We start from the raw sequence: 5,902 nt of genomic DNA, 5'->3' as shown, positions 1-5,902 counted from the left end.
GATGAGGTCTCCCACCGGGTTAACCGGGTAAGGCCCCCAGTAGACCACTGGGTTGATAGGCCAGAAGTGGAAGCACCGCAAGGTGTGGAGCTGACTGGTACTAATAGGCCGAGGGCTTGTCACACACTTACCCTTCGTGGTGAGCGATGACGAAAGCCGCTGCGCTAGTAACGATGTTCGCGTTCACTGTACGGTTCCCAGAATATGAACAGGACCCCCAGCACCAACCCCAACCAAGCACCAACTGGGGTTGTGACTTGCAGGGTTGGTTGTTGATATTTTGATAGAGTTTCGGTGGTCATAGCGTCGGGGAAACACCCAGTCTCCATTCCGAACCTGGAAGTTAAGCCCTTCAGCGCCGATGGTACTGCGACCGGGAGGTCGTGGGAGAGTAGGACGCCGCCGGACATTCACACTGTTAAGGGCCACCCCACTAGGGGTGGCCCTTAACATATTTACAGGCATTTTCACGGGTGCGCACATCCTGCCGCCCGAACAGGCAACCCGCAGGCCAGCGCTAATTTCCAGCGATACGCTACCTCCGCCGGCACCCGGTCAGGAGGCACCTTGCGTACAGGCGTCATAGTCGCGGCAAGCCCCGGTGTGGAGAACCTCGCCGTACAGGCTGAAGAGCTGGGCTTGAGCAGCTTCTGGGTTTACGACACCCCCATGGTCCACGGCGATCCGTTCACAGCGCTGGCGTTGTGCGCGAAGGCCACCAGCCGCATCAAACTCGGCGTCGGTGTGACTTCACCGGCCTTACGGTCGATACCAGCGACCGCGAGTGCGTTCGCCAGCCTCAACGCGCTGGCACCAGGCCGAATCATCTGCGGCGTCGGCACCGGAAACTCGGCCCGCCGCACCCTGGGAATGCCGCCGACCAAAGCGGCCGAGCTCGAGACCTTCACCGCCTCACTGCAAGATCTGACCGCCGGCCACTCGATCAGCTACCGTGAGGGCGAGCAGGTCCGCGACGTCCAGTTCCTGCACGCCGATCCACAGCAGCACGCCACCGAGCCCATCGAATTCGTGGTCGCCGCGCAAGGCCTGAAGGCGGCCGCCATCGCCGGCCGTCGCGGCACCGGCCTCATGTCTTTCGCGATCCCGAACCCCGAGACCTGGCACGCATTCCGCGGTGCTCGGCAAGACGCGGCGCAAGCTGCGAGCATCCCCGTCGACGGCGCCTCTTATCTGATCACCTCGTTGCACACGCTCGGCCAGAGCGAGGACCCGTACGGCGACGCCGTACGGGACGCGACCGGCCACACCGTTCTCTCCTTCCTGGTCTTCGCCGCCGACAAACCCTCCTTCGCTGAGCTACTCGGCCCCGAAGAACGCGAGGCAGTACAGCGTTTCCTAGACCGGCGTGCCACCACCGGCACCGCCCCGGACCGCTATCGACGCCTCTACCCCAACTACCTAAACCGCATCGACCCGGCAGACAGGGACCTGGTCCTCCCGTCACTGGTCGACAAACTCGCCCTGGTCGGCACCCGAGACAGCCTCCGCCGCCGCCTCGCCCTCCTCGAGGCAGCCGGCGTCGACGAACTTGTCATCCAGCCGGTAGTCGACCCACCCCGAGAGCTCGCCGCCCTCGTCAAGCTCACCACCTGAACGAACTGCACGCGGCCCCAGCCGAATTACTGATGCTCCTGCAGGCGACGCCATTCTTGGGGCGTCATCCCGTACGCTCTGCGGAAGCGCCGGGCGAAGTGGCCGGGATCGAGGAAGCCCCACTGCGCGGCGACCGATGCGACGGATCGGTGCTGGCTTTCGAGTGACGCGAGTTGTCTGCGCGCACCGTCGAGGCGCTCGCCGATGAGCCATTGCTCGAGGCTGAGCTGGTGCTGGGCGAACAACTTGTACAGGTACCTCAGCGAGATGTTGTGTTCCGCGGCGATGCCGGCCGGACTGAGACTCGGATCAGCCACGTGCCGGCGGGCGTACCAAAGGATCCGAGTGAACAGCACGTCCGCCATCGTGGAGTGCCGCTGACCTTCGCCCTCAGCCGACAACAGCAGTGCACGGACGAGCTGCGTGGTGGCAGCTCCCAGCGCGTCGGCTGCAGGCGTGCCGTGGAGCGAGTCGCTGACAGTCGGCAGCATGGTGAGCTGGTGGAGGACCAATTCGTACAGCGGACTGCTCTGCAGTCGCCGGGCAGCTTGGCGGACCACCTCAACGCTCAGGCCGAGGTCGGCGTAGTCGATCTGGAAGGCCTGGGATGCCCCTTGCCCGCTCCAGGCGAAATCGTAGGGAGCGGTCAGGTCGACGAGCATCAGCTCACCGGTCTGGACGCGCTGGTCCGTGCCACCCTGGCTGAACAGTCCGGTTCCGATCACCTGTACGGCGAGCGCGAGTCGCTCGGGAGCCCCGATCCGGACGTGCTTCGGCGTACGGACCAGTCGGATGCCTGATCCCTCGTTGCGGAAGAGGTCCGGCGCACCGAGCCGCCAGAAGTCCATCCGGGCGTGGACATCGCCGTACCGGTCCTCATGTTCGACGCGCGAGGGCACACTGGCCGACATCATGGCCGCATAGAAGGCCTCGGCCCGGTCCTGCTTCGGCAGCGTGGCCGTCTCGAGCAACACAGCCATCCAACCGCCCCCGGTCCTGGATCTTCCGCCCCGGCACGGCGTGGAATCTGTGCACTGGTAGCCCAGAACCGTGCACGCACATCCTACTGCCGCCCGATCTCGGACAACTATGTTCTCGGGCATGGCACCTGACACCATCGTCTTCGTCCACGGCTTCTGGGTGACTCCCCGCAGCTGGGAGAACTGGATCAAGCACTACGAGCAGCGTGGCTTCACCGTGCTCGCTCCTGGCTACCCGGGGTTCGAGGTCGAGGTCGAGGCGCTCAACGCCGACCCGACGCCCATCCTGAAGGTCACCGTTCCGCAGATCATCGCCCACTTGGAAGCAGTGATCCGCGAACTGGAAACCCCGCCGATCATCATCGGGCACTCCGCCGGTGGCGCGTTCACGCAGATCCTGCTCGACCACGGCTTCGGTGCGGTCGGGGTCGCGATGAACTCCGCGCCGACCGAGGGCGTCCGCGTCGTACCGCTGTCGCAGGTGAAGTCGACCCTGCCGGTACTGAAGAGCCCTGCCAACCGGCACAAGGTGGTACCGCTGTCGTTCGAGGAGTGGAAGTACGCCTTCACCAACACCTTCACCGACGACGAATCTCGCGCTCTGTACGAGCGTTACGCCATCCCGGCGAACGGCGGCATCCTCTGGGGCAGCGTGCTGGCGAACTTCCAGCCCGGACATCAGGACACCTGGGTCGACTACCACAACGACCAGCGGGCGCCGCTGCTGTTCGTCTCCGGCTCCGAGGACCACATCATGCCGCCGGAGGTGCAGCGCTCCAATGCCAAGCACTACAAGTCGAACACCGTCACCGAGGTGAAGCTGTACGACGGCTACGCGCACATGCTCCCGGCCCAGGCGGGATGGGAACAGATCGCCGACGAGGTCCTCGACTGGGCCCTGAGCCACGCGGTGACCGACCCGATCGAAGGTTAGGGCTTGGCGGATCGGGCCTGCTGGCTCGCGTAGTACGCGACCTTGCGGGCTCGCATCACCTCGCCGAGTGGTCGATGCTCCACCAGCGCATTCCACGGATCGAACCGTGCCGCCTCGACGGTCTTGGCGAACTCCTCGTCCGGCTCCTGCTGCGGGACGGTGAGCCTGGCCACGGTCAGGTACGGCGACGTCCAGGTCGCGGAGGCATCCTCGATCGGCGTGCTCGCCTCGTCCTGGAAGAACTGGACCTGCAGTTCGTAGCCGAGCGGCGCGACCGCCAGTCGACGGAAGAGGTCAGCACCCCAGTCCTGCGGGGCCGCCGGATCCACCTGATCGGACGCAGCCGCGATCCGCACGCGAACGGCGTACGGGCCGAAGGCAACGGGTGCGGCGCTGAAGAAGTCCTGCGTGGCAAAGCCGGTGAACGGTGTCCGGATCGCCGTGACGACCTCACGCACCTTCGGCACCAACGACGGGGAGCCGATCAGCCGGCGGATCGCACCACCCGGCGTACTGCCAGTGGTGAGAACGACCCCACTGAAGTCCTCACTCGTCGCGGAGCTGAAGTGCTCATGGTTGATCAGTGCAAAGTCCTGACTCTTCGCCTCCCCACCGAGCGCTCCCTGCCCACTCACCCCCAGGATCTTGATCGAGAAGCCACGAACGTCCGGCGTCTTGTCCGCCGCCACGTTGAACCCGCCGTTGGAGACCCGCAGCCACGCCTCGAACGACCCCGGCCCGGCGAACAGCCCCTGGCGCGCGTACTCCGGCAGCCCGTCAAGCACGTCCACCCGCGCCCGCAACGCAGCTACCTGCCGCCGATGCAACGCGCGGCCGACCCCGTACTTCCCGGACTTGCGCACCTGCATCGCCACGAACCCATCCGCCTGCCGCCGGTGCCGCTCCTCCTCATCTGCCCCGACAACCTCGCGCCACCCAGTACTAGGCCCAACCTCTGTCATGCTCCCAACCTTCCACGCCGGTCCCCCCATCATGGGCCCCGGTCGCACCGACTCCGGGCAGGGGCGCAGAGGTGTCGCGGACCGCCCCCACTGACCAACCTCCCCAACACCCACACCGCCACGCTCAGCAGCCACTGCTTGGACGCCACCAGAACCACTTGATCAGTGGCGCAGGTCCGGGCTGGTTAGAGCAGTTTGTTGAGGGAGCGGTTGATGTAGTTCATGGTTTTGTCGAGGTCGGCGGCGAAGGCGGGGTTGATCTGGGCCATGCCGGCGAACCAGAGGCCGAAGGCAACGTCTCGGGTGGCGATGAAGTTGTCGAGGTGGGAGAGGTCGGGGAGCTCGCGGTGTTCGCCGTAGCCTTCGAGGAGGGCTGTGCGCAGGGCGGGGAACTCGTCGCGGTAGCGGTTGTCCCAGAGGGGGACGGCGATGTCGTAGAGCCAGTAGCCGAAGCCGCAATCGTCGAAGTCGATGATGTGGACGGCGTCGCCGTGGAAGAGCGCGTTCTCCAGGTGGAGGTCGGCGTGGATGAGGCCGAAGGTGTCGGAGGCCGTGCCGAGGTCCGCCATCGTGGTGCGCATCCGGCGGGCGATCTCGTCGAACTGGGCGCGCACCGGCGGCGGCAGGAGATCCCAGCAGTCGGCCGCGGACACCCCGCCGTACTCCATGGTGTTGCCGAAGAAGGTCTCCCAGTCCCAGCGCATGCGGACGAGCTTGGCGGGTGGGGTCCATGCTGCGGTGTGGCTGTGCAGACGAGCGAGTACGCCGCCGAGTCGCCGGAAGTGCACGGGGTGCGGATGATTCGCCTGCATGCGACCGTCTTGCCAGCCCAGGACTGAGCAGACCAGGTCATCGGCGACGGTTGTCCATTGGCCGGTGCGATTGCGGATCGGCGTTGGTACGTCGAGGTCGGTGTCCGCCTGCAGCGCGGCCAACCACTCCAGCTCCGAACCGACCGCATCCCGTGAGTCGACACCCGGTCCGTGCCGGTTCGGCCGGTGCACACGCAGCAGGTACCGCCCGCCGGGGGAGTCGACGCGAAATGTCGTGTTCTCGCCATGCGCGATGAACGTCAGCCGCGGCTCGTCAATCGCATAGTCCGCCAGCGCCCGCACCGCCGTACGGCGAATACGCGCCACCTGCGAACGCTTTGATTCGAGCTCAGCCATCCAAGGAGCGTAGCTCCGGCGATTCATTCGCAGCGAACGATTTGCCCCTTCAGGCAGTGGGCCTGGAGGTCCAGGGAGTGGGGTCGCGATCGACGTACCGCTCGAACTGAACCGGTACGCCGACCTCCTGGCCGAGCGCGGCAACCAGTTCCTCGTGGTTGGTGGCCGGGTCGGCCCAGAGCATCACGCCGACCCCGGAGAAATCCTTGCAGAGCCCAGCCGAGCAGACGACGTCATGATGGT

Annotated in this window: 6 protein-coding genes and 2 rRNA genes; 4 read left to right on the top strand and 4 right to left on the bottom strand. The window is 65.8% G+C overall.

Annotated features, from left to right (window positions below):
* The 3 genes from E1261_RS42665 to E1261_RS42655 form a co-directional block, all read left to right on the top strand.
* Positions 1-124, top strand: a 23S ribosomal RNA gene (locus tag E1261_RS42665); the annotation flags it as partial.
* Between the two features lie 166 nt (positions 125-290).
* Positions 291-408 (top strand): 5S ribosomal RNA (gene rrf / locus E1261_RS42660).
* Positions 409-567: 159 nt separating this feature from the next.
* Positions 568-1,614, top strand: coding sequence for an LLM class flavin-dependent oxidoreductase (locus tag E1261_RS42655; RefSeq protein ID WP_202875451.1), 1,047 nt, complete (start codon positions 568-570; stop codon positions 1,612-1,614).
* Positions 1,615-1,640: 26 nt separating this feature from the next.
* Here E1261_RS42655 and E1261_RS42650 read toward each other — a convergent pair whose 3' ends face one another.
* The gene (locus E1261_RS42650) at positions 1,641-2,594 is read right to left on the bottom strand and encodes a helix-turn-helix domain-containing protein (RefSeq protein ID WP_132415697.1); all 954 of its coding nucleotides are present in this window, start codon (positions 2,592-2,594) and stop codon (positions 1,641-1,643) included.
* A gap of 121 nt (positions 2,595-2,715) precedes the next feature.
* Here E1261_RS42650 and E1261_RS42645 point away from each other — a divergent pair, with 121 nt between their 5' ends.
* Entirely contained in the window at positions 2,716-3,528 is an 813-nt protein-coding gene (locus tag E1261_RS42645; protein WP_132415695.1) for an alpha/beta hydrolase, read from the top strand.
* Here E1261_RS42645 and E1261_RS42640 read toward each other — a convergent pair.
* The 3 genes from E1261_RS42640 to E1261_RS45700 form a co-directional block, all read right to left on the bottom strand.
* A complete protein-coding gene (locus E1261_RS42640; RefSeq protein WP_238176796.1) occupies positions 3,525-4,490 on the bottom strand; it encodes a catalase family protein in 966 nt (321 codons plus the stop codon). The genes E1261_RS42645 and E1261_RS42640 overlap by 4 nt on opposite strands.
* A gap of 185 nt (positions 4,491-4,675) precedes the next feature.
* On the bottom strand, positions 4,676-5,659 hold the full coding sequence (locus E1261_RS42635; RefSeq protein ID WP_132415693.1) for a phosphotransferase enzyme family protein: 984 nt from the start codon (positions 5,657-5,659) through the stop codon (positions 4,676-4,678).
* 49 nt (positions 5,660-5,708) lie between these two features.
* The coding region (locus E1261_RS45700) for a hypothetical protein (RefSeq protein ID WP_165952845.1) at positions 5,709-5,902 on the bottom strand (194 nt) is incomplete at its 5' end.

The sequence above is a fragment of the Kribbella albertanoniae genome (genome assembly GCF_004348455.1).
GTDB classification, from domain to species: domain Bacteria; phylum Actinomycetota; class Actinomycetes; order Propionibacteriales; family Kribbellaceae; genus Kribbella; species Kribbella albertanoniae.
Note: the sequence above shows the minus strand (reverse complement) of the source record. Positions and strands in the feature narration are given on the sequence as shown.

Bases quoted from the DNA above. Each gene is read 5' to 3' on its own strand.
- E1261_RS42650 (WP_132415697.1), bottom strand. From the start codon at position 2,594: ATGGCTGTGTTGCTCGAGACGGCCACGCTGCCGAAGCAGGACCGGGCC.
- E1261_RS42645 (WP_132415695.1), top strand. From the start codon at position 2,716: ATGGCACCTGACACCATCGTCTTCGTCCACGGCTTCTGGGTGACTCCC.
- E1261_RS42640 (WP_238176796.1), bottom strand. From the start codon at position 4,490: ATGACAGAGGTTGGGCCTAGTACTGGGTGGCGCGAGGTTGTCGGGGCA.
- E1261_RS42635 (WP_132415693.1), bottom strand. From the start codon at position 5,659: ATGGCTGAGCTCGAATCAAAGCGTTCGCAGGTGGCGCGTATTCGCCGT.